This is a genomic window from Thalassospira sp., assembly GCF_030690045.1.
Lineage (GTDB): Bacteria > Pseudomonadota > Alphaproteobacteria > Rhodospirillales > Thalassospiraceae > Thalassospira.
In genome coordinates, this window is sequence record NZ_JAUYHK010000019.1 from 108,472 (window position 1) to 134,443 (window position 25,972).

Sequence of the window (25,972 nt, forward strand, 5' to 3'; positions counted from 1 at the left end):
TTGTGCAGGTGATCTTGTTTCCCTGCGTTGTTAGCGCTAACATAATAAAGCAATCAGGTTTGAGTCAACAGATATTCTATGGTCACATGCCATGCCGGACCCTATAAGGGGCCGCCGGTTGCAGAAAAAAGGCACAAGGCTAGAAAGTGCCACAGGGAGGATTTTTGATGCCGATCCAAATCACTATGTGCGATTTTCCGTTCTGAGATGACAGGGCAGGAAGACAAACCGGCCCGCAAACGCCGGGGCGGCGGGCGACCGACGATTGCCGATGTTGCGGCACGGGCCGGGGTCAGTACGATCACGGTATCGCGGGCCTTGCGTGACCCGCACAAGGTTTCCGAAACCCTGCGCGACCGGATTGATCAGGCGGTACGCGATCTTGATTATGTCCCCGACAGCCACGCCAGCGCGTTGGCTTCGGCACGAACCAATGTGCTGGGCGTTGTGGTGCCGTCCCTGACCAACAATGTGTTTTCCGATACCTTGCGCGCCATTTATGACGGGCTGGAAGGCGGGCCGCTTCGGGTGCAGCTTGGCAATTCGCGCTATTCGGCGGCCGAAGAAGAACGTCTGCTGCGCATCTTCCTCAGCCAGCGGCCCTGTGCCCTGATTGTTGCGGGCAATGACCAGACTCCCGCCGCCCGCGAGATGCTGGAAAATGCCGATTGCCCGGTGGTGCAGATCATGGAGGTTTCCCCCGATCCGGTCGATATGATGGTCGGGTTTTCGCATTTTGAAGGCGGACGGGCGGCAGGCGCACATCTGATTGCGCAAGGATACCGCCATATCGGGTTTGTAGGCGCACGCATGGACCCGCGCACCAAACGCAGGCAGGCCGGTTTTGCCCAGGCGATGAAAGATGCGGGGATGTATGACCCTGCTCTCATCATGACCACGGCCACCTCTTCCAGCGTCGCACTGGGCGGCTGGTTGTTACGCGAATTGCGGCAAAAACGCCCCGATCTGGATGCGGTTTTTTGCAATAACGATGACCTTGCCCTGGGTGCCTTGTTTGAATGCCAGCGATCCGGTATTTCCGTGCCCGATGAATTTGGCATTTCGGGTTTTAACGATCTTGAAATGATGGCGGCCGCCTTTCCGACCCTGACCAGTGTCCGGACGGACCGGTATGGCATCGGTCTGCGGGCGGTGGAAATGATCCGCGCCTGTCTGGATGGTCATCCCCCGGCCCGCAAGATCCTCGATCTTGGCTTTGCCGTGCAGGCAAGGCAAAGCACGGCCCGCAGTCCTCGGGACTGACCAGGCAGGGGAACTGTTGCGCAAATGCGCATCGGCATCCGCCCGCTGCGCACCCCACCCACCAAAACCGTCTTCCCATGACCGGTGGACCCCGGACAAGCCTCGGGCGTCTGCCAGCCTTGCCAACAAGCCCGCCAACGGTCCCCGACAAAACCGGACGCTGCCCGAAACTGTAAGGAAATGTTGCCACCATGCACGCCGCCGACAAGACGCAACTCGGGCGTCTTGACAAATGACCGGGTCAGACCGCCTGCGCACTGCCCCCGTAATGGCTCCTCCACCCGCCAGTCATAATCTTGCGGGGTCGCCCGCCGCCTTGTCTGTCTTTATATCGCTGCATCATCATCGCCTCTTTCACCTGCCGCCAAACGCAAAAAAACCGCAAGACACAAGGCCTTGCGGGTTTCGGACCGGGCGGATTTGTCCCGTTGATTTTTCTGTTATGCCACAGCAAAAAGAACAAATCAAGAACTTTTTCAAAAATCCGAAAAAACTTTACATCAATCCGGATCAGGCCAACCCCGCCTTGCCCATCAGGATCACACCAAAAATCATCAGCATCACCAGCACCAGCTTGCGAAAGGTTTCAGCATCCAGCCGGGCCCGCACCAGACTGCCCAGTTTGGTGCCCGCATAAACCGGCACCAGCCCGAACAGCGAAATCCACACGCTTTCCTGTGTCATCAGCCCCAGATGCGTCAGCCCGACGGCCATCACAAGGCTGGACAGGCTAAACGATATGTTGATCGCCTGGATAAAACGTTTGGGGTCCAGCCGCATCGCCAGCAAAAAGGGCAATACCGGCATCACCTGTGATCCGGTAATGCCATTGATGATCCCCGTGGCAAAACCGATAACCGGGGCCAATGGCCGGGCCATGCGACCCGGCAGGACCGCACCGGCGCGGCGCAGACTGATCGCGCCATAAATCATCAAAACCGCCCCCAGAACGGCCCCGGCCAAAAGACCATCCACCAGATCCAGCAGAAAAAGACCCAGCACCAGCCCGGGCAGGGTGGCAATAAACATCGGCCAGAACCGCGTCACGGTTTCGCGAAAATGTCCGGCACCGATCATCACGATCAGATTGCTGGCCAATGACGGAATGATCACCAGCGGCATCGCGGCCTTCAACCCGATGCCAAGGGCCAGCACCGGCAATGCCGATGTCGAAAAACCCAGCCCGGTCGCGCCCTTGACAAAGGCGGCAATGAAATAGGCACAGGCGATGATCGCAATGGTTTCAAGGGGCATGTCGGCGGGCATGATTGTCCTGTGGGTGGGGCCGGAAACACCGGGTGCAGTCTGCCGCCGAATCCGGCGCAACGCAATGACGATCCGCCCGGTGATGGCTTGCGATACAGCCGGATTCGGCCCATATCCGGGAAATAATGTCGGGATGCCGACATATTTCGGCATAATCCTGTGGGTGCAGGCAACCGTGAATTGGGGTTTTGGGTTGAATTTTGCGCAAGATTACGGCTGTTTGGCAAAATTTTGCGATAATGCGGTTTGGGCCGTGCGGGAAAAGCTGGAAACCGGGGGCCAAAACCCGTATCAAGTTGGACCCGGCGCAGATTGCCGGGAAAACGGGCGATACGCCGCCCGGATGGTGCATTTGAATGTTAAAGGAACGGCACGGCAAACGTGCCGGATGGAGAGGAAGCATATGAGCAAGAGCTGGAGCATTGAAAGTTGGCGCAAACTGCCTGTGACGCAGATGCCTGCTTATCCGGATGCGCAGGCCCTCGAGGCCGTTGAAAAAGAGCTCGGCAGCTATCCTCCGCTGGTATTTGCCGGAGAAGCGCGCGCGCTTCAGGAAAAGCTTGGCGCGGTGGCCGAAGGCAAGGCGTTTTTGTTGCAGGGCGGCGATTGCGCCGAAAGTTTCAAGGAATTTCACCCCAACAATATCCGCGACACCTTCAAGATGATGTTGCAGATGGCGGTTGTGCTGACCTATGGCGCGGCGTGCCCGGTGGTCAAGGTCGGCCGGATGGCCGGCCAGTTTGCCAAACCGCGTTCGGCCGATAACGAAACCATTGATGGCATTGAACTGCCCAGCTATCGCGGCGATATCATCAATGGCATCGAATTCACACCCGACGCCCGCATTCCCGATCCGCAACGGCAAATTCGCGCCTATAACCAGTCGGCATCGACGCTGAACCTGTTGCGGGCCTTTGCGCAGGGCGGTTTTGCCGATCTTAGCAAAATTCATCGCTGGAACCTGTCCTTTGTCGATAACAGCCCGGCGGGCGAACGTTATGGCAAAATGACGCAGCAGATCGACGAGGCGGTGGCCTTCATGAAGGCCTGCGGCATTACCGCAGAAACCGCGCCGCAAATGCGCGAAACCGATTTCTATACCTCGCACGAGGCCCTGTTGCTGGGTTATGAGCAGGCCCTGACCCGTCAGGACAGCCTGACCGGCGATTATTACGATTGTTCGGCGCATATGCTGTGGATCGGGGATCGCACCCGTCAACCCGGCGGCGCGCATGTTGAATTCCTGCGCGGGGTTAAAAACCCGATTGGCCTGAAATGCGGCCCGTCGCTGGATGAAGCCGAACTGATCCGCCTGATTGATATCCTCAATCCGGCCAACGAAGCCGGTCGTCTGACGCTGATTGCGCGGATGGGGTCGGGCAAAGTGGCCGAACATCTGTCGCGTCTGGTGCGGCGGGTGCAGGCCGAAGGCCGCAAGGTGGTATGGTCATGCGATCCGATGCACGGCAACACGGTCAAGGCCAGCAACGGTTACAAAACCCGCGCCTTTGATTCGATCCTGTCCGAAGTCAAAACCTTCTTTGACATCCACAAGGCCGAAGGCACCCATGCTGGTGGCGTTCATTTTGAAATGACCGGCACCGATGTTACCGAATGCATCGGTGGTGCCCAGGAAATCACCGAAGACAGCCTGTCAGATCGTTACCACACCCATTGCGACCCGCGCCTGAACGGTGCGCAGGCATTGGAACTGGCGTTTCTGATGGCCGAAATGATCAAACAGGAACGCGATAATGTCCGTCAGGAACTGGCCGCATCGGCCTGATCCTGACCAAAACCGGAAAAAGGGCGTTTCGCATGCCGCGGGACGCCTTTTTTGTATGGGCTGTATTGCGATGTCATTGACATAAAGCATGCAATTCCGAATGATCACCGACATGTTTTTTTATGGGGTCAAGAAAGTTTTCAATGTCTTTTTTTACGGATTATTTGCCCACCCGTGATGCATCTCGTCAGATGGTCTTGATGGCAGCAGTTCTTGCGGCGGTGTTCATGGCAAAGCTTGTGGCGTTGATCGTTTGGGGGCCGGGCATGCAACCCGATTCGGGTGGTTATATTGCCTATGCGGCCCGTTTGATGAATGACCGACAGTGGATGACCGATGCCGAACTGGAAAGTGCGATGATGCCGGTGACGGTGTTTCGGGTCATTGGCTATCCGGCCCTTATTGCGGTTATGCAACTTTTGTCCGCGCAATTTTGGGACTGGTTCCTGATTTTATTGCAGATGACATTGTCAATAATCACCCTTGGGGTTTGTTTTGTGCTGGCGATACGGCTTGGCCTTGGCAAGGGTTTTGCTGTTTTTGCCGTGCTGGCATCGGGGTTGTCCCTTTCCTTCACGCTGGATCAGTTCATTCTGACCGACAGCCTGTTTGCGAGTCTCTTTATTCTGGTCATATCGACGCTCGCCCTCGGTGCTCTTGCCTGTCGGCCCCTTGGTCTTGGAGAGGCACTGGCCTTGGGCGTGTTGCTTTCCCTGGCGCTGCTTTTGCGCGAAGGTGCTGGGATCTTATCGGTTTTGTTTCTTTTGCTGTTGGGCTGCCGGATTTTTCTATCACCGCAAGGGCAACGCCTAAAATCTTGCATCGGAGCGGTTAGTGTTTTTGTTCCACTTTTTTTGACATCGCAAATTTATCAGGGGTGGAATGAAAACCGGACGGGTGACAGATTTATCACCACCGGGGGACAGACGGTTTATTTGCAGGGGCTGGTCGATGCTGCAAGGCGGGATACGCTGATTTTTTCCGGCGATACGGATATGGATTTGGCCGCGAGGGATATTCTGGCAGACTATTCGTTTGCGGAAGTGCTTCAGATTCTCTCCCGACTTTATGATGAGGGATATCAGGCTCCGGCATTGGCGGCGATGTCGCGTGGAAAATATATGCAAGCGTGGGTCGAAAGGCCGTCCTCCATGCTGCGCATGACAGTTGGTCATATGCGGGAAAGTCTGGCTTTTATGACATTCCAGCCCTTGGCGGCAATAAGGGATACCGGATTTTGGGCAACCGGTGAACGCCCGTGGCCGGACTATTCGGGATTAAAGCGCAATCTGTCTGACGGGACCGGCACGATCATCCTGTTCGGGTTTGAAAGTTTGGAAAGAGTAACCGGCATTCTTCTTACCCTGTCGTTTTTATTGACGCCGGCGGTTTGGCTGGTGCGTGCATTCCGTCGCCGGGACTGGAATACATTGTTATCCGGGCCGGTTCTGGTCCCCGTCGCATTGTGGCTTTTCTATCTTGGTTTCATGATTGCGCACGCCATGGTGCATTTGGAGACCCGCTATATGGCCCCGGTCTTACCTTTTTCAATTATGATCGGGCTTTTGGGAATACAGGGGATATATATCGCTGTCAGGCAACGGATCAGGGGGCGGAATGCTTCCTGATTTATGCCATCGGGTCACGGACCCAGCGTCTTCCGGCAAGATATTGTAACGGTGCGCCGATGACGATTACCAACAGGGGCGCGATCAGGGGCGGGACACCAAGATATAAAACAATCCACATTAACCCGGCAAAAAGTGACGAATATCCCGCATAAATCAGCATTGAAATTGCCGCACGGCCAAAAGTCAGATCCGCCCGAAAAACAAAGGGCGCCATCAGGCAAGCCTGAATGATCAGGGAAACCCCGACGGCGATACCGTAGGCCGACATGGGGGGTAATATCTGCAAGGCTGCGACATATGTCGTATAGCTTGCCGCCGTTGTAATGACCCCAAGTGCGACAAACCGGACCGCAGATTTCATGAGGCGGAGGCGGGACGTTGTGCCAAGGTTAATGCTGAAACCCCAAATGGTGCATGGATCAAGGGTGCGACCCGACAGTCAATCTCGAAGATCGTGGTGAGAACCGCGTTGATGGCAGGGTTGTTGAGTTCATTCTCGCTTTTCAGGTTGGGACGTGTAGCCCGGATCAGGCGGCGGGCCAGCCAGATAGGCCCAAAAAGAACGAAATTGAAATAATATGATTTTTGCGGAGTCAGGCCTGCGATTGATATGGCTGTGTTCAGGGATTGTTTGCGATAACGCCGTTTGTGATGGGACACATCGTCTTGCAGTCCCCACAGGCTTTGAAAGGCGGGCACTGTAATCAGGATATGTCCGCCAGGGCGCAAGGCGCGTGACAGTTCCAGGAGTGCGGTGGCATCCTCGTCAACATGTTCGATAATGTCTGTTGCAAGAATAAGATCGAATGTCGCGTCGGGAAAAGGCAGATTGCAGATATCCCCTTGCTGAACAGTCCCCAAATCTTTTTCGGCACAATATCTAATGGCCTCCGGGCTGGAATCCAGTCCTGTCACATTTCTAAAACCCAACGATTTTAGCATGCGCAGGTTAGTACCGGTACTTGTTCCAACATCAAGGATGCTGGCACCGGGATCAAGTTGCAATTTGCCAATTTCCCGACCGAACAATCGACGCCGACCCTTAAACCACCAGTGAGTTGCCTCGACTTTGGCTTCGGCCTCATAGGTGGCAATATCCATCATTCTGCTCCGGTTTGTAGAGGGGTTCCCAGAACATGTTGCAGGCTAAGCCATGTCCAAAGAAAAAGGCGATGATCCGCCTTGTCTTGACGGTGGTCGTCCCATGCACTTTTGACCCAGTTCATTTTCATGCCAGGTACCGGCATCAGGGGCGGGTTTTGGGGCACGTGCCGCATCCAGTCTGCAAGAGGAATTCCAAAACCCTTTTTGCGCCGGTAAATGATATCGTGTGGCAACAGGGGCTCAAGTGCTTTTTTCAGGATAAATTTACGCTCACCGTTTCGGTATTTGAAATGCGCCGGAAGGCGGCAGCAAAGATCAACGAGATCGTTGTCCAGAAAAACGGCGCGGGTTTCCAAGGAGGACATCATCGAGGCCCGATCCACCTTGGTCAGAATGTTGTCCTGAAGATAGAGGATAGTGAAAAATTGCAGCAGGCGGTCTAGCCGCGTCTTGGCTGGGCCACTTTCCCAAAGTTCCATGGCCTCGCTATATAAGTCTTCGGGGCGCATCGGGTCGTCAAACAGGTCGACCATGGACTCCGGATCGACCGGGGCCATCCATGCAGGTGCCCATGCTGATTGTGGTTGCGACAACCCCATCAGCGTCCGGCGAATTTTGAAATCCAGACTCATATTCGTATTGGAATGGGGTAACATTCCGGCAATCTTACGCAAAAAGCGATGCAACGTGCGCGGTACGCATTTGTTATACAGGCTTGCCGGACCAAGGGCGCGAAAGGGGTCATACCCGGCAAATAATTCATCTCCACCATCGCCCGACAGCGCAACAGTCACATGCTCACGGGTGAATGCACTGAGCAGATGAGTCGGTAATAACGATGCGTCGCCAAGCGGTTCACCCATTCTGGAGAGGACATATGGAATAAGGTCGCGAGCCTGTTCCATATCAAGTACGCGCAGATGGTGCTTGGAACCAACATGTTTGGCAACCTGACTGGCGAAAGAAGATTCGTCGTAGGACGGTTCGTTAAAGCCGATAGTAAAAGTAGCGAGGCTTGATCCATCAACATGCTGTGCCGCTGCCGCGAGAATCGCACTGGAATCCACTCCGCCGCTCAGGAATATTCCAAGAGGAACATCGCTCACAAGGCGGCGTCCGACAGCTTGTATGAAGAGGGAGCGTAGTTCCTCGGCTATCGCCTCGTCATCCCGTGCAGTAAGAGCATCATCGGCGGCAAGGGTGAACTGCCAGTAAGGTTGAATGACAGGTTCTAACGAGTGAAGATCAACTGTCATGAAATGGCCACCCGGAAGTTTGGCCGTATTTTGGTATAATGTGTGCGGGGCGGGAAAATAGCCATAAGCAAATAATTTTTGGAGTGCTATGGAAGATAGTGATCGAGAAATTTTGGTGTGTTGCGTGAGGGATCCCAGTTCGCTTGCAAAGGCAAAGAGACCGGATTGATGGGCATAATATAATGGCTTTTCGCCAAAACGGTCACGTGCCAGGTAAAGACGGTTGCAGTCTGTATCGAGAATGGCAAAGGCAAACATGCCGTTTAGTCGTTCTGCCAGCCCTGTTCCCCAATGGGCATAACCGTGAACCAGAATTTCAGTATCGGAATGGCTGGTACGAAAAACATATCCTGCGGCGCAGAGTTCGGCACGCAAATCATCACAATTATATATTTCGCCGTTATAGACGACACCGATTGTGCCAGATATGTTCCACATCGGCTGGTCACCACCGCTGATATCGCGGACTGCCAGTCGGCGATGACCCAAATATACTGCCCGGTCAGGATCAATGTGGAAACCCTCGCCATCGGGGCCCCGATGTTTGAGGGCTGTCGTCATCGTCTCAAGATCGGCCCGGTTCCCGGTGCCAACAAAGCCGACGATCCCGCACATTTACTTTGTCTCCAGATTAAGCGTTTCGCGCACCAGATAAACGCTGCGCTGCTGGGATTCAAAATAGGTGCGCACAAGCATTTCTGCCAAAAGGCCCATCAAAATACACATGACGCCGACCAAAAATGTCATGGCAACCAGAAGGGGAAGGGGGGTTAATATCATCGAAACCCCTTCAACCAGTTTCAGCCACATCATCCAGACCGTGCCCAGAAATGATATGATCAGAGAAGTGATACCGATACTGCCAAAAACATAAATTGGTTTGACGAAATGGCGGTCGAGAAATTTGACAACCATCAGGTCAAGCAACACCTTGACGATACGTTCCAGACCGTATTTCGATTTGCCAAACTGGCGTTGATGATGACGCACCGGGATTTCACAGACCCGCGCCCCCATCCATGTGGCATAAATAGGAATAAAGCGGTGCATTTCCCCATACAGGCGAATGCCTTTCACCACATCCCGACGATAAGCCTTCAGGGTGCAGCCATAATCATGCAAATGAACACCCGATATCCTCGAAATAAGGCGATTGGCCATCCGGCTGACCATGTTTCTGCGGATGGCGGCATCCTGACGGTCTTTACGCCATCCTGATACGACATCATATCCTTCTTCTATTTTGGCAAGAAGAAGGGGGATATCTTCCGGGTCGTTTTGTAAATCGGCGTCGATTGGAATAATAATTTCACCGCTGGCATGGTCGATTCCCGCCATCATGGCGGCGGTTTGGCCATAATTGCGCCGGAAACTGACAACTTTCAGTTCAGGGCGCAACGTTGTTTCCTGTCTCAGGATTTCCAGAGACCGGTCGCTGCTGCCATCATTTACGCAAATAATTTCAAAAGGACGCCCTAGGAGATCAAGGACGGCCAAAAGAGCCTGGCAAAGGCCCGGAATGCTGTCTTCTTCATTATAAATTGGTACAATTACCGAGATGTAGGTTGTTTGCCCGGCTAAAAGATTTTCTGACATAAAATGGGTTCCAAATTTTTGTCTTTATCTTCTGGTCGGACATCAAATGCTTTGATCGCCAAAAGATCATTTTTGAGTAAATAAGAGGGTAATTTTTATTTCAAATCAATATGTTGTGCGAAATCGAGCGTATTTGAACCAAAAATATCTTTATTGGCTGAGACCTGCAACCTTTATCTGAAAAGCATGGAGGTGATTGATATACGGTCGCGGCTTAAATATATAAACAGTCAGAACATTGCGGTTCGGTGTTGAAGAGGAAAAGTTGCCAAATGGCCGGGGACGACGATTTTGCAGTCTGGCAACAGCGGGTTGAGGGCACGAATATTTCTTCGGCAAGCCTGCTTGCGACCGACTATCTGAACCATTTCAACGAAATCGTCATGTTGCTGGAAATGGTGCCCGACATGCCCGACATGATCGAGGATTGCAAGGAATGGGCACCGAAAAGCTATCAGGACCATTTTCGTGACAGCGGCTTTTCCGACCGGGAACTGGCGATTGCCGCCTATGACCATGTGCCCGAAAAATACCGCCGCCCGTTCGAGGAAACGGTTGATCATATGAACGCGATTGTGGCCCGTGCCACCGATCAGCTTGAAGTCGCAATTGAAAACGGCCCTCCCGAACAGGTTCAACTGACCGCCCGCGCCGCCACCGGGGCCTTGCAACGGTTTATGGATGTCGCCAGCGCCATCATCCACGGTTCCGCCAAGACCATGAGTCAGGACGAAATTGACGCGGCGATGGCGCTTTAGACATCCGGATTGCTAATCCAGAAGGCTGGATAACTGGCTTTCGTGGTCGTCAATTGCCGCCAGTATAAGCGGCAGGATATCGGCACGGGTTTGTTCGGCTGCTGCTTTCATGTCCTGCATCGCCCTGTTGGCAAGGACATTGGGCAGGTTCTGGGCGGTTACGATATTGCGCGCACTTTCAACCGCTGCATAAAACCGCCGGACCCCGGTCAGGATATCGGCATCCAGTTCAAAGGTCCGCGGAGAATACCGCATGGTCATCCAGATGGTGGTGTCCAGTTGATGCCGTTCGCGCGGTGAAAAGGCCGGATCGTGCCAGACCATCGGCCCGTCGCGATAGGTATCCGCCCAGTTTTCGACGGTTGCGATATTGTCGCTGACCTCGGCATAAAGCGACCGTTCGATATGCCGGACATCCGACAGGCTTTGATAATGGTCGAAATTTACCGCAATCTGAAAACCGGCCAGACTGGCGAGATAGACCCCCATGACGGTCGATACCAGAATGATCGCCTGGGTCAGCCAGAACTGAATATTCGGTTTTTTATCGACATTCAGAAAACGAAAAGGAGAGATGAAAAAGCGCATAAGCCTTTCCTTTCTTATTCAATGTTTGCAAGATAATCTGCAAAAGCCTGTTCCAGCGGAATGCCGTCTTTGACCGGCAGGTCGCGCTTCGCGATCATGGCGTCCAGAATGCGGACCCGTTCCATCGGATGGGGATGGGTTGTCAGATAATCCAGCACCCCTTCTTCGGGGGCACCGTAACCGAGTTTCTCAAATACCCCGGAAACACCCCCTGCATGGCCGTATTTCGCCATGGCGATATCCAGTCCCCAAATATCGGCATCCAGCTCCTGACTGCGTGAATAATGAAGATCGGCAAGGATTTTCGGCCATCCGGCGATCCAGACAGTCAGAACCGCATCGGTCTGAAACAGCATTGCGGACAGGGCAACGCCAACCACGCTGCGTCCCAGCCCTTCCAGATGATCGCGGCCATTGTAATGACCGATTTCATGCCCCAGAACGGCCAGAAGCTCGTTCTCGGTTTCCACCAGATCAAGCATTCCCGTATGGACCAGAATGCGTCCACCCGGCAGGGCGGCGGCATTGGGAATGTCATTGGGGATGACAAACACATCGAAATCATAGGCGGCGGCTTCGCCAAGGGCTTCTTTGGGAATGGAAAGGATCAGGTCGCGCAGATACCGTTCAACCGGATAGCGTTCCGCATCGCTGCGTTTGGGCCAGTCGGTTTCCCCTTCGGTTACTTCGGACCAGATCGCGATTTCGTCTTCGACTGAAATCTGATGCGTGGCCCATTCGGTCATAAACCCGCTGGCGGTATAGACGAGCCAGCACAGTAATGCAAAGGACGTGCTGGCGGAAAACAGTTCCAGCAACAGGCTTTTGCGTTTGACCTCGATGGCGCGTTTGGGAAGGGTAGAAGGGGCACCACCCGCCGGTTTTTTGTCGGTAAAAAGGGCGGTGCCATAGGCGGCCATTTCAATCATGCCCCGGCCCAGCGAGGCTGATACAAACCGCACACCAACAATATGCGTCGCACTTTTGGCCTGAACCCGCATGCGCAGCATCGCTTCGCGCTGGGCACGTTCAATGGCGGCATCATGTGCCACCAGTGTTCCGCCGACGAAAACCCGCAACCGCGATAACAGATTGCGGAAACGGTCCTCGCCGATCACAACACAGCCCGATACCATCTGGCTGTAAATCATATTGATCTCGCCGGGGAAATCCTCGTCGGTTGATATATCCTGCCGGGGCAGGGCGGCTTCGTCACGCGATAGCGCGGTTTCATGAAGCCGGTCGGCAATGCGACCGGTGATAAAGGCGATCCCGATCAGGCATGACAACAGGATCGCCGGGACAAGCAGCTCTTCCATAGGGGGGGCTCCTGTCCCGGGTTATTTCAGTTTGATGGCTGTGCCATAGGCGAATATTTCGGCGGCCTTATAGGCAATTTGCGATGTTGAAAAATGCACATCGACAACCGCATCCGCCCCAATGGCTTCGGCCTGTCGGGCCATGCGATCCACCGCTTCTTTCTGGGCGGTATCAAGCAATTTGGTATAGGCGCGGATTTCACCGCCAAACATGTTGCGAAAAGTGGCAAAAATATCGAACAGGAAGCTGCGGCTTTGCACGCTGCTGCCAAATACAATGCCAAGATTTTCGGTAATGTCGCGGCCCGGAATATTGGAAATGGTCACGACTTCGACGCCGCTGACGGTTTTGTTAACTGTGCTCATGATGTCCCGTTTGTTTTTTTTGAGATTGCAGAAAATTTAATGAAGACAATCTGTTGATGAATTGCAAGCAACAATTTTGGGCCCGTGGGCGGCGATTTTGCATAGCACAAATCGATCCGCAGATTTTGGGGAATGGTTTGGTAATGCCGGAAAGATGCCAAATCGTCTGTGTGGCCGGGCAAGGGTTCCGGATTTGGCATTGGTGATGCCTGCATTCGGCAATTGACTTGGGCCGGGCGCACTCTTATTCCAACAACATGACAAAAACACTCGCCATTGCCATTGCCCAGCTTAATCCGATTGTCGGCGACATTGCCGGGAATGCGGAAAAGGTTTTTGCGGCCTGGGAATCCGCGGCCCTTCAGGGCGCGGATATTGTGGTGTATTCCGAACTGGTATTGTCAGGTTATCCGCCCGAAGACCTGGTAATGAAACCGGCCTTTATGCGCCATATCCATGCGGCGGTGGATGATCTGTGTGCCCGTACCGGTACGCTGGCGAATGGCCCGGCCCTGTTGCTGACCACGCCTTGGGAAATTGACGGGGCCCGTCATAATACGGTGTTGCTGATTGATCAGGGCCGGATCGAAGCCGTTCGGGCCAAGCATGATTTGCCCAATTATGGCGTGTTTGACGAAAAACGGGTGTTTCGCGCCGGGCCCTTGCCCGATAGCGTGGCATTTCGTGGTGTGATGCTGGGCCTGCCGGTGTGCGAGGATGTCTGGACGCCCGATGTGGTGGCGCATCTGAAATCGCGCGGGGCGGAAATCCTGCTGGTGCCGAACGGATCGCCGTTCGAGGCCTCCAAGGATGATGTGCGTCGCAATCTGATTTGCGACCGGGTCCGCGAAAGCGGCCTGCCGATGATTTATTGCAATGAAGTCGGCGGGCAGGATGAACTGGTGTTTGACGGCGGATCATTCGGGCTGAATGGTGACGGATCATTGGCTGTTGCCCTGCCTGCCTTTGCCGAGGCGGTTGTCGTGACGCAGTGGCAGCAGATCGACGGTGCATGGATTTGTGCCGATGACGCGCCCAAAGCCGCCTATCCCGCCGGGTTGGAGGCGATTTATCGCGCCCTGGTTCTGGGCTTGCGCGATTATGTTGCCAAAAACGGGTTCCCCGGTGTGGTGATTGGCATGTCGGGCGGGATTGATTCCGCCCTGTCGGCGGCGGTGGCGGTGGATGCGCTGGGCGCAGACAAGGTGCGCCTTGTGATGATGCCGTCGCCCTATACCTCGGGCGAAAGCCTTGAAGATGCCGCCAGTTGTGCCGCGATGCTGGGAACGGGGATCGAAAGCATCAATATCGGCCCGGCAATGGCGGCCTTTGGCGAGATGCTGGCCCCGGCGTTTGCCGGGCGTGATGCCGATATCACCGAAGAAAACATTCAGGCCCGGTCGCGTGGCATTCTGTTGATGGCGCTATCGAACAAATTCGGGCATATGGTGCTGACGACCGGGAACAAATCTGAAATGTCGGTGGGCTATGCGACATTATATGGCGATATGTGCGGCGGGTATTCGGTTCTGAAAGACCTTTATAAAACCACCGTATTTGCCCTGTGCCACTGGCGCAACGCCCATCATCCCGAAGGGGCAATTGGGCCACAGGGGCGGGTGATCCCGGAACGGATCATTACCAAACCGCCATCGGCCGAATTGCGCCCCGATCAAAAAGACGAAGACAGTTTGCCACCTTATGACATTCTGGATGATATACTGGCGCAATTGATCGAAGGCGAACGGGCGGTGTCCGACATTGTCGCAAGCGGCCATGACGAAGCCACGGTGCGCCGGGTGTGGCGGATGCTGGACCGGGCCGAATACAAACGTAGACAAGCCCCGCCGGGGGTCAAAATCACGCCGCGCGCCTTTGGGCGCGACCGCCGCTATCCCATTACCAACGGTTTCACAAATTTAGTCACATGAAAAAACCTGTTCTCAGATTTGCCCCCAGCCCGACCGGCCTTTTGCATGTCGGCAATGCCCGAGTTGCCATGATGAACTGGCTATATGCCCGCAAACATGGCGGGACCTTTATCTTGCGGTTTGACGATACCGATCCGGAACGCTCCAAGGAAGAATATGTCGAGGCCATCCGCGAGGATTTGCGCTGGCTTGGCATTGACTGGGACCGTGAGGAACGCCAGTCGCTGCGTCAGACGCAATATGACGCGGTGATTGATGACCTGAAAAAGCAGGAATTGCTCTATCCGTGCTATGAGACCGAGGGGGAACTGAACTGGAAACGCAAGGCCGCCCGCCAGCGTCATCAGCCTTTTATCTATGACCGCAAGGCATTGACCCTGAGCGATGACGAAATCGCCGCCTATGAAGCCGAAGGCCGCAAGCCGCACTGGCGCTTCATGCTGGCTGATGGGGTTATCGAATGGCAGGATTTGTGCCGGGGCCTGTGCCATTTCGATACCGAACATGTGTCCGATCCGGTTCTGATCCGCGAAGACGGATCGTTGCTGTATATGTTGGGATCGGTGGTCGATGACCTTGAAATGGGTGTCACCCATATCATTCGCGGCGAAGACCATGTGACCAATACGGTCGCACAGATTTTACTCTATATGGCGTTGGGTGGCAAACCGGGCGGGCTTGAATTTGCCCATATGCCGCTTTTGTCGGGTCCTGGTGGCACGCAGCTTTCCAAACGTCTGGGCAGTCTCAGTTTGCGCGAATTGCGCAATGACGGGTTCGAGGTTCCGGCGCTGGTCGGGCTTCTGACCGGGCTGGGTGCATCGGACCGGATCGAGGCGGCCCGCCTGACCGATGTTCTGGACCGGTTCGATCTGTCGCATTATGGCCGGTCCACCCCGAAATTTGATCCGGCGGAACTGGCGGCCCTTAATGAAAAAGTCGTTCATGACATGGGCTTTGACGATGCTGCGCCGAAACTGGCGTCGGCAGGCATGGAGGGGGCCGATGAAACGTTCTGGAATGCAGTGCGCGGCAATTGCTGGCGCGTTGCCGAGGCATCGGAATGGTGGCATGTCATTCATAGTCGGGTGATCCCGGAAATTGACGACGAAGATCGGGATTTTCTGACGCAGGCCGCCAATGTCTTGCCTGCCGGGGACCTTGATAATGACAGCTGGAAAAGCTGGACCACTGCCCTGAAAGACGCCACCGGTCGCAAGGGAAAACAGCTTTTCATGCCGTTGCGCAAGGCCCTGACCGGGCGGGAACACGGCCCGGAAATGTCGGTGATGTTGCAGATGATCGGGTCGGAAAAGGCCCGGGCGCGGTTGTGTGGTACGGCGGTCTGATTTACCTCAGATCGCCGGAAAACCTCCTGCCTTTTCCCGAATACATCTGCAAAACGGACCTTTATCATGACCAGTGCGACCACCGAAACCACACCGATCCTTCGCATCTATGACAGCCTGACCCGACAAAAACAGGTGTTTGAGCCGCTTGATCCCGAGCATGTCCGGCTTTATGTCTGCGGACCGACGGTTTATGACTATGCCCATGTCGGCAATGCGCGTCCGGTGGTGGTGTTTGATACGCTGGTACGGGTGTTGCGCCATTTGTTTTCCATGGTGACCTATGTTCGCAACGTGACCGACGTTGATGACAAGATCAATGCCCGGGCGAAAGAAAGTGGCGAACCGATTTCGGTGATCACGGCGCGCACCCATCAGGCTTATCTTGATGATATGGGCGCACTGAATGCTGCGAAACCCGATGTCGAACCGCGGGCGACCGAACATATCGCCGAAATGATTGTGATGTGCGAAAGCCTGATTGCACAGGGTTTTGCCTATGAGGCCGAAGGCCATGTGCTGTTTTCCGTCGCGTCTTATGGCGATTACGGAAAATTGTCGCGGCGCAACCGCGATGAAATGATCGCCGGTGCCCGTGTCGAAATTGCGCCTTATAAAAAAGACCCGGCCGATTTCGTTTTGTGGAAACCGTCCGAAGACGACACACCGGGTTGGGACAGCCCGTGGGGCCGGGGGCGTCCGGGCTGGCATATTGAATGCTCCGCCATGTCAACACGCTATCTGGGTGAAAACTTCGATATTCATGGGGGCGGATCAGACCTTGTCTTTCCGCATCATGAAAATGAAATTGCCCAAAGCTGCTGCGCGAATGCGGGTTCCAGCTACGCCAAATACTGGATGCATAACGGCCATTTGATGGTCGAAGGCGAAAAAATGTCAAAATCGCTTGGCAATTTTGTCACGGTTCATGAGCTTTTGGAAAAATGGCCAGGCGAGGCAATCCGCCTTGCGATGCTGGGCACCCATTATCATCAACCGATCAACTGGACCGAAGACAACCTGAAACAGGCGAAAGAAACGCTGGACCGGTTTTATTCCGCCCTGCGTCAGACCATCCATTGCAAGCCCCGCGATATGGCAGTACCCGGTGGGGTTCTGGGTGCGTTGTGTGATGATTTGAATACGCCGCTGGCGATTGCCGAACTGCATGAACTGGTGACCCAGCTGAATAAAACAGATCCGGGCCACACTCATGCCTTGGCCAAGGCGCGGGCAAAGGTGATGGCGGCGGCAAGCCTTCTGGGCCTGTTGCAGCAGGACCCGGATGCCTGGTTTACCGGCGATGCCGATGAAGACGAAGCCGCCGAAATCGACGCCCTGATCGCCCGACGGGTCGAGGCCAAGAAAAACCGCGATTTCGCGATGGCCGATAAAATCCGCGATGATCTGAAAGAACGCGGCATCGTTCTGGAAGATGGCAAGAACGGCACCAGCTGGAAACGGGGATAGCCAGTCGAGGTTCCACATCTGAAGTATCCGTCCTATCAGGACGGATACTTCATGCGCTATATGATCATGTATATTTACCTGACAGCGCGTGATTCGGCGCTCCTGTGTTCGGTCTGATTGCAGAAGGTGTTGCGCCTGCCCGATTTGCGTCCATTTTAACCGGTAGGCTCCGAAAGGCAGAGGGTGAAGATGGCGGAGGAGGCAGCACTATGATGTTTCGCGAGATGACACGGCGTGCTTTTCTGGCGCGACTGGCGGGTGGGGTGGCGCTGACCGCATTTGCGCCTTACGCAATGCGGATGGCTTTTGCGCAAAATGCCACCACGCCGGATCTGGCCCCGGCCACCGTCCCTGCCGTGCAGCCGGACCCGGAAAACGTTCTGCGCAAAACAATTCCGTCAACCGGCGGAAATATCCCGGCCATCGGTCTGGGAAGCTGGATCACCTTTAATGTCGGGAATGACACGGCATTGCGCGATGAATGTGCGGCCGTGATGGCGGCGTTTCTTGATGAAGGCGGGATTATGATCGATTCATCGCCGATGTATGGATCGGCACAGGATGTCATCGGTTATGGACTGGCGCGGTTGGGTCTGCCGAAATCGGTGTTTTCCGCCGACAAGGTTTGGATTTCGGGCGGCGACAACGGGCCAGGGCAAATCAGCGACAGTTTGAAAAAATGGGGTGTGGCGCAGTTTGATTTGCTTCAGGTGCATAATCTGCTGTCATGGCAAGACCATTTGCCAATATTGCAACGCATGAAGGCAGACGGCCAGTTGCGTTATGTCGGGATTACGACTTCGCACGGACGGCGGAGTGATGATCTGGCCGATATCATGCGTCGGGAACCCCTTGATTTCATCCAGATCACCTACAACCCGCAAGATCGCATGGCCGAACAGCAATTATTACCCCTTGCGCAGGATCGTGGTATTGCCGTGATCATCAACCGGCCTTTTCAGGGCGGTCGTCTGACCGAATATCTGGCGGGCAAGCCGGTGCCGGATTTTGCGGCGGATATCGGGGCGCAAAGCTGGGCGCAGCTGATTTTGAAATTTATCATTTCGCATCCGGCAGTGACGTGCGCCATTCCGGCAACCACCCGGGTCAATCATGTGCGTGAAAATGTCCGTGCTGCACATGGGCCCATGCCCGATGCGGCGTTGCGTGCCCGGATTGCCAAAGCAGTGGCGGAGGCCTGATGTCAGAATGGTGGAGTTATAGTCTGTCGGACCTGTTGATGTTTTCTCCACGGGTCTATTACCGGCTGTTTGAAGGATTTAACACGGCGTTCTGGCTGCCCAATCTGGTGTTGCTGGCCTGTGGTATTGTTTTCGCCCTTTTGGTCTGGCGCAGGATTGGGCTGGCCGGGCGTCTGGTGCCGGGGATGCTGGCGATCATGTGGGCATGGGTAGCATGGGGGTTCTTGTGGCGCTATTATACGCCAGTCAATCTGGCTGCCCCGTGGATGGTCGGGTTGTTTGCGGTTCAGGTTGGGGTGCTGATTGGGCATGCGGTTCGCCCCAAGGATCTGGTCTTTGCCTGGCGTGGGGATTTTTCCAGCTTTGTCGGGGCCGGGATGCTGTTTGCCGCCATTGTCGTCTGGCCGCTGGCCGCACCCTTATCGGGCCGGGCGTGGCAGGGGGCGGAATTGTTTGGCAGTGCGCCAGACCCGACGATCATCGGCACACTGGGCATGATCTTGCTGGCGCGGGGTACATGGCGATGGACCCTGTTGCCGGTTCCTGTGGCATGGTGTCTGATCAGCAGTGCGACGCTTTGGGTGATGGATCAGGACATTGCATGGGTGATGCTGGTTGTGGCGTGGCTTTCGGTTCTGGGGGGCTGGATGGATCAGAAAAACGGGGTGACACGCGGTCGCCTGCCCTGAAAAGAACGCCGCAAGACGGTTGCCTGCGGCGTTTTTGAAATCGGTTATCCTTGCCGGGCGATTTCCGACAGTGCCTGTTCAAACACCTCGACCGGTTGGCCGCCGGTGATGACATATTTGCCATTGACGATATAGGTCGGGACCGAACTGATTCCGGCTTTCTGGAATTCGGCTTCTTCGGCACGCACGGTATCGGCATATTGGTTGCTGGCCAGAATCGTGGTGGCGTCTTCGGGCGACAGGCCGACTTCCTCGCAGGCGCGTTTCAACACATCAGGGTCGCCGGGGTTTTCGCCATCCTGAAAATAGGCACGAAACAGCGCCAGTTTCAGGTCTGTCTGTTTGCCTTCCTTGCCCGCCCACGACAACAGGCGGTGACAATCAAAGGTGTTATAGATGCGGGTGTCGGAACTGAAACCGATCTCGAACCCGGCTGTTGCCCCAAGGGTGGAAATCCGGGCGCGGTTTTCAGCACTTTGATCCGGGGTCAGGCCGTGTTTTTCCTTGATATGTTCGCCCAGATGTTGGCCTTCGGGTGGCATGTCGGGATTGAGTTCAAACGGGTGCCAGCGCAGTTTGGCGGAAATCTGTCCATCCAGATTTTCCAGCGCCTGTTCCAGATGTTTGTACCCGATGATGCACCACGGACAAACCACGTCCGATACGATATCAATTTGCAGGGGCTTGTCGGCGTTTGCCATCAGAAATGCCTTTGTCTTGAGAACTGTATGATCCCGACATAAGGTTTCTGGAAAATAACGCAAGTCTTGTGTGGGAATCCGTCGGCAATCAGCCGCGATGATGGGCCGCGTGGCGGGCGGTATCGACAATATATTCGGCAAAGGTTTCCATATTGGGGCAGCTCCAGTCGGTATCAATCCGTATGCCTTCGCGGTGCCAGAAACCGTTCCAGCGATCATTGTCATCGCGGAAAATGGTATATTCTGCAAATCTGTCCGATGTCGACCATTGATCTACCCCGGTCTGATGCCATGTCAGACCGGCTAAAATCCTGATGTTATCCGTCGTGGCATTTTCGTGTCCCATCGGACAAATCCCGGTAATATTAAAGGGGTAGTGTGATGGGTGGTTGTTCTTGTATACGATATACTAGAAATCGTTTGTCCGATATAAGCATTTACACGCAAAAGTTTCAAGCACCCAGCCGGACAGCAACCACCTCCTTAAGGGTAGGGTGCTGTCAAAAAGCACAGCGGATACCGTGTTTTGGCTGTGTTGCGTGCAAGGCGGTTGCGCCAATGGCGGTTTTGCGGCAATTTGCCTGTCCGTTCACCGCCCATCATTTACCGGGCGACAGTTTTCGCGTGCAGCCCCTGCCGCGAGTTGATTACAGCAGGCATTTGAACAAATCATGTCAGACAAGCGCGTCTATCTTTACGACAGTACCTTGCGCGACGGGCAACAAACCCAGGGCGTTGATTTTTCCACCGCGGATAAATCCGCGATTGCGCGCGCACTGGATGAATTGTCGATTGATTATATTGAAGGCGGCTGGCCGGGGGCCAATCCGACCGATGATGCGTTTTTTGCCAATCCGCCCAAACTGAAAAATTCAAAACTGACGGCCTTTGGCATGACCAGACGGACCGGTCGGTCGGCATCGAATGATCCAGGGCTGGCAACCCTGATTCAGAATGCGCCGGTGGTGTGCATGGTCGGTAAAAGCTGGGATTTTCAGGTGACCGAGGCGCTGGGCATTTCGCTTGAGGAAAACCTTGCGATGATTGGCGAGTCCATCGCCCATGTCAAAGAACGGTCTGATGAAGTGATGTTTGACGCCGAACATTTCTTTGATGGCTACAAGGCCAATCGCGACTATGCGATGACGGCGATCCGCACTGCTTATGATGCCGGGGCGCGCTGGGTTGTTTTGTGTGACACCAATGGAGGCACCCTGCCCGACGAAATTTTCGAGATTGTCAGCGATGTCTGCAAATCTATCCCCGGCAGCCATGTCGGCATCCATTGCCATAACGATACCGAAAATGCGGTGGCAAACTCGCTGGCCGCGGTGCGGGCCGGGGCGCGGCAGGTGCAAGGTACGCTGAATGGTCTTGGGGAACGTTGTGGCAATGCCAATCTGATTTCGATCATCCCGACCCTGATGCTCAAGATGGGGTATGATGTTGGTATTTCCCACGATCAACTGACCCATTTGCGGCGCATTTCGCATATTCTTGATGAACGGTTAAACCGCGAACCGGCCCGTCAGGCTGCCTATGTTGGCGATTCAGCCTTTGCGCACAAGGGCGGACTGCATGTGTCGGCGGTCGAGAAAAACCCAGCCTGCTACGAACATATCGAACCGGAAAAAGTCGGCAATCAGCGCCATATTCTGGTGTCCGATCAGGCCGGGCGATCCAACATTCTGGCTCGGTTTCGTGAAATCGGGGTTGAGGTGGACCCGAAATCCGAGGCGGTTGGCAAGCTGGTCGATGCGGTCAAACGCCGCGAATTTGAAGGTTATGCCTATGACGGGGCGGAGGCGAGTTTTGAGCTTTTGGCGCGCAAGGCGCTGGGAGAAATTGATCGTTATTTCCGGGTGACGTCGTTCCGGGTGATCGACGAACGCCGCTGGGTCGATGAACAGGACGAACAGGTCATCACCATGTCCGAGGCGACGGTAAAGGTTGTGGTCGGCGAGGGGCAGTTTATGTCGGTTGCCGAAGGCAATGGCCCGGTCAACGCCCTTGATGCCGCCTTGCGCAAGGTATTGCTGACGGTGCCGGAATATCGCGATGCGGTCGAACAGATTGAACTGATCGATTATAAGGTTCGCATTATCACTCGCGGCGACGGTACACGTGCGGTGACCCGTGTGATGATCGAAAGCCGCGATGCCGAAGGCAATAACTGGTCCACGGTCGGCGTTTCAAGCAACATTATCGAGGCGTCCTATAACGCGCTGCGCGATTCGATTACCTATAAGCTGTTCAAATCCGGGGTGCGTAGCCAGCATCTGTAAGAATGCCGGGTTGGCAAAACCAAAGGCGGCGCCCGAAATTGCGCCGCCTTTGTTTTGGATATTTCAGGCCGGACGGTTGTGAAACCGTTCGGCAACGAAATCCAGCAAATCAATATCCTCGCGGGTGGTCAGCGAGACATAGGTGAATGTCATGGTTTCGCGGGCCTCGATCATGCTGCCGGGAAAGGGCAGATAGGCCAGTTCGCGCGATGCAAAGGCCGGGCAAGCCGTGCCGATTTGCCAGTTGGTGATGATTTTGGCATCGACCAGATGCAGGGTCAGGCCGTCTGCCCCCTCGCGGTGAAACGGGATGCCTGACAGGCGCAGGAAGCTGGTCTTGTCGTCGGCCTTGCGGAACCCTTCGACAAAGCTGGTCGAAAGAACCTTGAGTTCTTCGGCATGGTCGGCCGGACTTTGACCATGAACATGGGAATGCAAATGGTCGGTTTCCGGGCCATGATTGTGGCCCGGCCCGTGATGGTGGTCATGATGATGCATGTGATCATGTGGCATGGTCTTACTCCAGATCCGGCCCGGCGGGGATCGTCACCGGTTTGTCGATGATGCCTTTGTGTGCCCCCATCTTGCCATGAGCGACCAGAGTACCCAGCACATCGACAATCACCCTTGTTGCCAAAAGGGCGGTGATGTCCGAGCAGTCATAAGGTGGGGAAACCTCGACGACCTCAAGTCCGCAAATGCCTTCGGCGGCGACCAGTGAAACCAGTTCCAGTGCCTCGCGCGGTAAAAAGCCGCCAGGTTCCGGCCAGCCCGTCCCCGGCACAAATCCGCAATCGACACTGTCGATATCAAACGAGATATACACCGCATCGGCATCCTTCCACGCCAGTTCAAGGGCGCGGGCGGCGGTTTCGGCCAGTCCCAGTTCCTCGACATCGCGCATGGTAAAAATGTTGGTGTTGCGTTGTCGGGCGACTTCAACCCCTTCACGCGGTACCTGCCAGCCACCAATACCGACCTGCACGAGATTGACCGCCGGAACATTGACCAGATCGGTGGCGTGAAACCACGGGGTGGTGTGCATGCGTTCATCCAGATCCTTTTCCTGAATGTCGATATGCCGGTCGAAATGCACAATCCCGATGCGTTTGGAGGTGCATTGCGCAATGCCGCGCACACAGGGAAAACCGATGGAATGATCGCCGCCGATCATGATCGGCAAGGCGCCGCTGGAGGCGACATGGCTGACGGCACGGGTGATCTGGTCAAACGTTTTTTCGATATTGGCCGGAATGGTAAAGACATCGCCGACATCGCACAGCGTCATCTGTTCACGCAGATCGACCCCCATTTCATAATTATACGGGGTATAGAGCGCCGAGATTTTGCGCACCCCTTGCGGGCCAAATCGCGTACCGGGGCGGTATGTGGTGCCACCGTCAAACGGAATGCCGACGATGGCGGCGTCATAGGCCCCGACCTTGGTCACGTCTTCGATATAGGGGGCCTTCAAAAAGGTATTGATCCCGGCATAATGGGGCAATTCGCCGCGCGCAAATGTCGGGATGGATTTATCGGTCAGGCAATCGGACCCGGTCAGTCCCATGCGCAACGCCCATTGTTTTTCCTTTTCCCATTCGGCAGAGGGCAACAAGGCTTCTTTTTCTGCCGATTTCCAGCCGCGCAATTGCAATTTGTCGAAATCGGGATGGTGTTGTTGCGTTCGCAAATGCCGGGGCTGTATGCCCGCTGCGTGCTGCGCACGGATATGGTTCGGGGCGAAAAATGCAGGCATGGTCGTTTCCTTTCAAAGGCTTGTCGGGGCGGCAAACAGATTGTCGGGATCGGGCAGGGCGGTGGTGTGATCCAGCGGCAGATCATAGGTAATGGTCGCGCCATAGGCCTCGGGCGCGTGTGGATCGTGGCGGATTTTGTCAAACACCAGCAACCGGGTGCCCAGTTTGAAGGCCTCATGAATGTCATGGGTGACCATGAAGACCGTCATCTTGCGGTTCCGCCACAAATCCAGCAGCAAGTGGTGCATATCGGCACGAATGCCCGGATCCAGCGCGCCAAACGGTTCGTCCAGCAACAGGATTTCCGGCTTTTTCAGTAATGCCTGTGCAATGGCAAGGCGTTGCTGCATGCCGCCGGAAAGCTGTGCCGGATAACGATGGGCGGCGGCGGTCAGGCCGATGGATTCCAGCAATTCATAAATATCGTCACGGGCTTTTTTTCGTGCTGCCCCAAACAGCCGCCCGCACCATCGCGCCGCTGTAAATTCCGCGCCCAGCATCAGGTTTTCGGCAACACTCAGATGAGGGAAAACCGAATAACGCTGAAACACAATGCCGCGATCCGGGGTGGGTTGGCGGGGCAGGGGTTCGCCGTCCAGCAGGATCGCACCGGATGCCGGTCGTTCTTGTGACAACAGCAATCGCAAAAAGGTGGATTTGCCACATCCTGATGCCCCGACAATGGTGCAAAAACTGCCAGCCGTAACCCGCAGATTAACCCGTTCCAGAACCGGGCGACCGTCATAATTCTGGCCCAGATTGCGAATGTCGATTTTGGTGGAACTGTCTTGCATCATCACAGGCTTTCCCCCGCCAGATGGTTCCACGGAAAAATCCTTCGCGATGCCAGTAACAATAAACGGTCAAGGATAAAGGCCAGCAAGGTGATCCAGATGACGTAAGGCAGGATCACATCCATCGCGAGATACCGCCGGACCAGAAAAATCCGGTAGCCCAGCCCGCTGGTCGAGGCGATGGCCTCGGCCGAAATCAGGAAAATCCACGCCGGAACCAGACCAAGGCGAAGTGCGGTGATCAGTTTGGGTAAAATTTGCGGCAGAACCAGACGGGTTATGATCTGCCATGTCGATGCGCCCAGTGTTTCGGCCTTGATTACCAGTTCGCGCGGAATGTCGATCACGGCCTGACTGACGGAGCGGATCATCACCGGGGCGGTGCCCAGAACGATCAGCATGATTTTCGATGTTTCGCCCAGCCCGAAAATAATAAACAGGATCGGCAGGATGGTGATCGGCGGGATCAGCGATACCGACGCCACAAACGGCGCCAGCCCACCCCGGACATGCGGAATAAATCCGATGGTAATGCCCAGTAACAGGGCAAGAAGGGTCGCAACCGCCATCCCCGCGCCCAGCCGCATCAGGCTGTCGGCGGTATCGAGCCATAACAGATAATTTCCCGATCGCGTATCGGGTTGAAACGCCATGCGCAAAAAGGCATCGGCAATCGCCTGCATCGACGGCAGCAATTTATCTGCCGGATTATCAAGGCGGCGATAATGACTGGCGATGGCATAGGCCACGATCAGGGCAACAAACGGCAAGGCGCCCAAAAAGATTGCACCGCGCCGTGACAGTTTTCGATTGATGATGCGCATGACGTTCACCGATCAGGAAAAACGGCCCGGCGCAGCG

24 protein-coding genes are annotated in these 25,972 nt (G+C 55.2%); 10 read left to right on the plus strand and 14 right to left on the minus strand.

What is annotated here, in order from left to right; genetic code table 11:
• Nucleotides 1-207: 207 nt before the first annotated feature.
• Nucleotides 208-1,263 carry a LacI family DNA-binding transcriptional regulator gene (locus Q8O73_RS16415; protein ID WP_305559275.1) on the plus strand — a complete coding sequence of 352 codons (1,056 nt, stop codon included), beginning with the start codon at nt 208-210 and terminating at the stop codon, nt 1,261-1,263.
• Between the two features lie 510 nt (nt 1,264-1,773).
• Here Q8O73_RS16415 and Q8O73_RS16420 read toward each other — a convergent pair.
• Complete coding sequence (locus Q8O73_RS16420) at nt 1,774-2,682, minus strand: sulfite exporter TauE/SafE family protein (protein WP_305559276.1); 909 nt, start codon at nt 2,680-2,682, stop codon at nt 1,774-1,776.
• 250 nt (nt 2,683-2,932) lie between these two features.
• On the opposite strand from Q8O73_RS16420, the gene Q8O73_RS16425 reads away from it, so the two are divergent.
• Both Q8O73_RS16425 and Q8O73_RS16430 read left to right on the plus strand, forming a co-directional pair.
• Nucleotides 2,933-4,315, plus strand: coding sequence for a class II 3-deoxy-7-phosphoheptulonate synthase (locus Q8O73_RS16425; protein WP_305559277.1), 1,383 nt, complete (start codon nt 2,933-2,935; stop codon nt 4,313-4,315).
• A gap of 560 nt (nt 4,316-4,875) precedes the next feature.
• Nucleotides 4,876-5,943 carry a hypothetical protein gene (locus Q8O73_RS16430; protein WP_305559278.1) on the plus strand — a complete coding sequence of 356 codons (1,068 nt, stop codon included), beginning with the start codon at nt 4,876-4,878 and terminating at the stop codon, nt 5,941-5,943.
• A gap of 1 nt (nt 5,944) precedes the next feature.
• Here Q8O73_RS16430 and Q8O73_RS16435 read toward each other — a convergent pair whose 3' ends face one another.
• The 4 genes from Q8O73_RS16435 to Q8O73_RS16450 are packed head-to-tail and all read right to left on the minus strand — an operon-like array spanning nt 5,945 to nt 9,902.
• Nucleotides 5,945-6,307 (minus strand): GtrA family protein, encoded by a 363-nt coding sequence (locus Q8O73_RS16435; protein WP_305559279.1) that lies wholly within the window; start codon nt 6,305-6,307, stop codon nt 5,945-5,947.
• The gene (locus Q8O73_RS16440; RefSeq protein WP_305559280.1) at nt 6,304-7,050 is read right to left on the minus strand and encodes a class I SAM-dependent methyltransferase; all 747 of its coding nucleotides are present in this window, start codon (nt 7,048-7,050) and stop codon (nt 6,304-6,306) included. Before Q8O73_RS16440 ends, Q8O73_RS16435 begins: the two co-directional genes overlap by 4 nt.
• Nucleotides 7,047-8,921 (minus strand): asparagine synthase (glutamine-hydrolyzing), encoded by a 1,875-nt coding sequence (gene asnB, locus Q8O73_RS16445; protein ID WP_305559281.1) that lies wholly within the window; start codon nt 8,919-8,921, stop codon nt 7,047-7,049. Before asnB ends, Q8O73_RS16440 begins: the two co-directional genes overlap by 4 nt.
• On the minus strand, nt 8,922-9,902 hold the full coding sequence (locus Q8O73_RS16450; RefSeq protein WP_305559282.1) for a glycosyltransferase family 2 protein: 981 nt from the start codon (nt 9,900-9,902) through the stop codon (nt 8,922-8,924).
• A gap of 272 nt (nt 9,903-10,174) precedes the next feature.
• Here Q8O73_RS16450 and Q8O73_RS16455 point away from each other — a divergent pair, with 272 nt between their 5' ends.
• Entirely contained in the window at nt 10,175-10,660 is a 486-nt protein-coding gene (locus Q8O73_RS16455; RefSeq protein ID WP_305559283.1) for a hypothetical protein, read from the plus strand.
• Between the two features lie 12 nt (nt 10,661-10,672).
• Here the strand turns inward: Q8O73_RS16455 and Q8O73_RS16460 are convergent, their stop codons facing one another.
• Genes Q8O73_RS16460 through Q8O73_RS16470 form a run of 3 tightly spaced genes read right to left on the minus strand, consistent with a single transcriptional unit; the run spans nt 10,673 to nt 12,933 of the window.
• Nucleotides 10,673-11,248: a hypothetical protein gene (locus tag Q8O73_RS16460; RefSeq protein WP_305559284.1), complete on the minus strand. Its 576-nt coding sequence runs from the start codon at nt 11,246-11,248 to the stop codon at nt 10,673-10,675.
• A gap of 14 nt (nt 11,249-11,262) precedes the next feature.
• Complete coding sequence (locus tag Q8O73_RS16465; protein ID WP_305559285.1) at nt 11,263-12,567, minus strand: M48 family metallopeptidase; 1,305 nt, start codon at nt 12,565-12,567, stop codon at nt 11,263-11,265.
• A gap of 21 nt (nt 12,568-12,588) precedes the next feature.
• Nucleotides 12,589-12,933 carry a YbjQ family protein gene (locus tag Q8O73_RS16470; protein WP_305559286.1) on the minus strand — a complete coding sequence of 115 codons (345 nt, stop codon included), beginning with the start codon at nt 12,931-12,933 and terminating at the stop codon, nt 12,589-12,591.
• A gap of 257 nt (nt 12,934-13,190) precedes the next feature.
• Here Q8O73_RS16470 and Q8O73_RS16475 point away from each other — a divergent pair, with 257 nt between their 5' ends.
• The 5 genes from Q8O73_RS16475 to Q8O73_RS16495 all read left to right on the plus strand — a co-directional run bounded on the left by Q8O73_RS16475 (nt 13,191) and on the right by Q8O73_RS16495 (nt 19,574).
• The gene (locus Q8O73_RS16475) at nt 13,191-14,864 is read left to right on the plus strand and encodes an NAD+ synthase (protein ID WP_305559287.1); all 1,674 of its coding nucleotides are present in this window, start codon (nt 13,191-13,193) and stop codon (nt 14,862-14,864) included.
• Nucleotides 14,861-16,213, plus strand: a complete 1,353-nt coding sequence (gene gltX, locus Q8O73_RS16480) for a glutamate--tRNA ligase (RefSeq protein ID WP_305559288.1) — start codon at nt 14,861-14,863, stop codon at nt 16,211-16,213. Before Q8O73_RS16475 ends, gltX begins: the two co-directional genes overlap by 4 nt.
• 66 nt (nt 16,214-16,279) lie before the next feature.
• A complete protein-coding gene (cysS, locus tag Q8O73_RS16485; RefSeq protein WP_305559289.1) occupies nt 16,280-17,683 on the plus strand; it encodes a cysteine--tRNA ligase in 1,404 nt (467 codons plus the stop codon).
• A gap of 209 nt (nt 17,684-17,892) precedes the next feature.
• A complete protein-coding gene (locus tag Q8O73_RS16490) occupies nt 17,893-18,885 on the plus strand; it encodes an aldo/keto reductase (RefSeq protein ID WP_305559290.1) in 993 nt (330 codons plus the stop codon).
• Nucleotides 18,885-19,574 carry a DUF6064 family protein gene (locus Q8O73_RS16495; protein WP_305559291.1) on the plus strand — a complete coding sequence of 230 codons (690 nt, stop codon included), beginning with the start codon at nt 18,885-18,887 and terminating at the stop codon, nt 19,572-19,574. Before Q8O73_RS16490 ends, Q8O73_RS16495 begins: the two co-directional genes overlap by 1 nt.
• Nucleotides 19,575-19,618: 44 nt before the next feature.
• On the opposite strand, the gene Q8O73_RS16500 is transcribed toward Q8O73_RS16495, so the two are convergent.
• Both Q8O73_RS16500 and Q8O73_RS16505 read right to left on the minus strand, forming a co-directional pair.
• Nucleotides 19,619-20,275, minus strand: coding sequence for a DsbA family oxidoreductase (locus tag Q8O73_RS16500; protein WP_305559292.1), 657 nt, complete (start codon nt 20,273-20,275; stop codon nt 19,619-19,621).
• An 88-nt stretch (nt 20,276-20,363) separates the two neighbouring features.
• Complete coding sequence (locus Q8O73_RS16505; protein WP_305559293.1) at nt 20,364-20,621, minus strand: hypothetical protein; 258 nt, start codon at nt 20,619-20,621, stop codon at nt 20,364-20,366.
• A gap of 325 nt (nt 20,622-20,946) precedes the next feature.
• Between Q8O73_RS16505 and cimA the strand changes: the two genes are divergently transcribed.
• Nucleotides 20,947-22,560, plus strand: a complete 1,614-nt coding sequence (gene cimA, locus Q8O73_RS16510) for a citramalate synthase (RefSeq protein ID WP_305559294.1) — start codon at nt 20,947-20,949, stop codon at nt 22,558-22,560.
• A 63-nt stretch (nt 22,561-22,623) separates the two neighbouring features.
• Here cimA and Q8O73_RS16515 read toward each other — a convergent pair whose 3' ends face one another.
• Genes Q8O73_RS16515 through Q8O73_RS16530 form a run of 4 tightly spaced genes read right to left on the minus strand, consistent with a single transcriptional unit; the run spans nt 22,624 to nt 25,935 of the window.
• Nucleotides 22,624-23,073 (minus strand): hypothetical protein, encoded by a 450-nt coding sequence (locus Q8O73_RS16515; protein ID WP_305559295.1) that lies wholly within the window; start codon nt 23,071-23,073, stop codon nt 22,624-22,626.
• 4 nt (nt 23,074-23,077) lie between these two features.
• Nucleotides 23,078-24,316 carry an agmatinase family protein gene (locus tag Q8O73_RS16520; RefSeq protein WP_305559296.1) on the minus strand — a complete coding sequence of 413 codons (1,239 nt, stop codon included), beginning with the start codon at nt 24,314-24,316 and terminating at the stop codon, nt 23,078-23,080.
• A 12-nt stretch (nt 24,317-24,328) separates the two neighbouring features.
• Complete coding sequence (locus tag Q8O73_RS16525) at nt 24,329-25,114, minus strand: ABC transporter ATP-binding protein (protein WP_305559297.1); 786 nt, start codon at nt 25,112-25,114, stop codon at nt 24,329-24,331.
• Nucleotides 25,114-25,935 (minus strand): ABC transporter permease, encoded by an 822-nt coding sequence (locus tag Q8O73_RS16530; protein ID WP_305559298.1) that lies wholly within the window; start codon nt 25,933-25,935, stop codon nt 25,114-25,116. The genes Q8O73_RS16525 and Q8O73_RS16530 overlap by 1 nt, the downstream gene beginning before the upstream one ends.
• Between the last annotated feature and the right edge of the window lie 37 nt (nt 25,936-25,972).